We start from the raw sequence: 2,393 nt of genomic DNA on the forward strand, positions 1-2,393 counted from the left end.
ATTTCATTCCGGCCGGTGTTCCGATTTGAAGCCGGCCATTTTTCGGACTGATCCTGGGTCTCGTTGATGTTTGGATTGGGTTTCGTTTCAGGTCAAGCGTGCGCTGTTTCGGACGCTCTCGGCGAGCGCTGTTTTCGCATGCTTTCACCGGTGAGATCGATGCGATAGGCGTTGTGAACGAGGCGGTCCAGGATGGCATCGGCCAGGGTTGGGTTTGCAATGATCTCGTACCAGCGATCCAGGGGCAGCTGACTGGTGACGATTGTCGATCGGCGTTCGTAGCGGTCTTCAATGATCTCAAGCACATCACGCCGCTGGTCATCATTGAGTTTTTCCGGTCCCCAGTCATCGAGAATGAGAAGGTCGGTTTTGGCGAGTTGCTTGAGGATCCGGCCATAACGTCCGTCGCCTCTCGCGAGGGCAAGCGTTGCAAACAGCCGGGGAACGCGGTGATAGGCGACGGAGAAATCCTCTCGGCAAGCTTTGTGGCCAAGCGCACAGGCCAGCCAGCTCTTGCCGACGCCGGCCGGCCCGGTGATGAGAAGACTGTGATGCTTTCTGATCCAGTCGCAGCCGGCGAGCGCCATGAACAGATTGCGATCAAGACCGCGTGCGGCACGAAAGTCGGCATTCTCGATCTGTGCGTCATGGCGAAGTTTTGCAGCTCTGGCGCGGGCTTCGAAACGCTTCTGGCGGCGCATGGTAGCCTCGCGCTCGAGCAGCATGGCAAGCCATTCGCCATGCTCGAGGCCGCGTGCTTCGGATTGTGCGTCGAGTTCCTGGAAGGCAGTGGCCATGCCATGAAGGCCGAGTTCGCGCAGCATGTTGATGGTCGGATGGATGAGCATTGGTATGTCTCCTCAATGGAAGTAATCAGGGCCACGCAGATTGGCGTGATCGACGATGGCGGTCGGTTCGGTGGAATGCCTTGCGGCCTTGTGATTGGCGATGAGCGAGGCGATGCTCTTGCAGTTCAGCCCACCGATCTCGACAGCGCGGGCTGAGACGGCTTCGGCGCGATCGCGTGTGACATCGCGAAACAGGCGAAGGACACCCAGGCATGTTCGAAAGCCTTGTTCAGGATGTGGGCGGCTGGCGAGGATTGCGACAACCAAGCCTTCCGTCTCGGGCCCGACGGATGCGGCCCAGCGACGGAAACGATCCGGCGTCCACTCGGCATATCGCCGGTGGGAGCTGGGCATATGATCCGGATCCGTCCCATGACGAGGGCCGCCATAGCGGCGCTGATGGACGGCAATGCGCTTGCCGCGGTGGAAGATCTCGATGGTGCGTGCCGTTGCCCTCAGATCGACTTGCTGACGAATGAGGTTGTGCGGTACGGAATAGAAGAAGGTCTTGAACTCGACGTGGTAATCCGTCGAGACGCGGGCCAAACGCCACTCGGCGAATTCGTAGTCTTCGCTCGGAAGGCTTGCCAGCGCAGCACGCTCGACGCTCTCAAACAGTTGCCGGCGACTGACGCCCAGCCGACGCATGACGTGATCATTGATGCGATTGAGTGCCTGGCGAATTGCGGCATTGGCCTCGGCCAGCGAGAAGAAGGTCTGGTTGCGCAGCCGCCCCAGAATGCATGACTGGGCGAAACGCACGCCGTTCTCGACTTTCGATTTGTCCTTCGGCCGTCGCGGCCGTGCCGGAAGAACGCCGACGCCATAATGGGATGCCATCATGCCGTAGCTGCGATTGATCTCGGGATCGTAGAAGCTGGCGCGGCTGACGCCCGACTTCAGATTGTCGGGGACGATCAGGCGGGGAACGCCATCAAAGAAACGAAACATCCTGACGTGTGAACCAATCCAATCCGGCAGTGTCTGGGTCCAGGTCGCTTCGGCATAGGTCAAGCTGGACGCACCCAGCACTGCCACGAAGATCTCCGCCTCACGGATCTCGCCGGTGTCTCGATCAACGATCGGGATCTTCTTGCCGGAATAGTCGACGAAGACCTTGTCGCCGGCGGCGTGTTCCTGGCGCATCGTCGGCGAAAGCCGCTGTTCGAAGCTGCGAAAGAGCTCGCAGAACCGGCTGTAGCCATATCCGTCGGGATGACTTCCTCGATACTCCTCCCACAAGATGAGGAGCGTGACGCCCGGCTTCTTGAGCTCGACGGCAAGATGGGCCCAGTTCGGCTCTGTGCGCCGCCGCGTGCCCTGCTTGACGCCATTGCGAGCGAAGAGTTTGTTCTCAAGCGCGTCATCGGTCAGCTCGCCTGGCAGGGGCCAGCTCAACCCGATTGCCGCTGCGCGCCGCAGATTATCCTGCACCGTACTGCGTGCTATTCCCAGCACGACCGCAATCTCGCGGGAGCTGGTCCCGCTTCCGGCAAGCCGAAGCATTTGTCTCAACTGTCTCATGGTCAGCCTTCTCTTTGCCGG

The 2,393-nt window shown here is 60.2% G+C and carries 2 protein-coding genes; both read right to left on the minus strand.

Going from position 1 to position 2,393, the window contains the following annotated elements:
- Positions 1-92: 92 nt before the first annotated feature.
- Positions 93-848 (minus strand): IS21-like element helper ATPase IstB, encoded by a 756-nt coding sequence (gene istB, locus QQK95_RS33325; protein ID WP_038646815.1) that lies wholly within the window; start codon positions 846-848, stop codon positions 93-95.
- Positions 849-860: 12 nt separating this feature from the next.
- Positions 861-2,372 (minus strand): IS21 family transposase, encoded by a 1,512-nt coding sequence (gene istA, locus QQK95_RS33330; protein ID WP_148307437.1) that lies wholly within the window; start codon positions 2,370-2,372, stop codon positions 861-863.
- Positions 2,373-2,393 lie beyond the last annotated feature (21 nt).

It is taken from the genome of Mesorhizobium huakuii, assembly GCF_030160235.1.
In the GTDB taxonomy this organism is placed as follows: Bacteria; Pseudomonadota; Alphaproteobacteria; order Rhizobiales; family Rhizobiaceae; genus Mesorhizobium; species Mesorhizobium huakuii.

Coding starts and splice junctions, on each gene's coding strand:
- istB (WP_038646815.1), bottom strand. CDS start 848: ATGCTCATCCATCCGACCATCAACATGCTGCGCGAACTCGGCCTTCAT.
- istA (WP_148307437.1), bottom strand. CDS start 2,372: ATGAGACAGTTGAGACAAATGCTTCGGCTTGCCGGAAGCGGGACCAGC.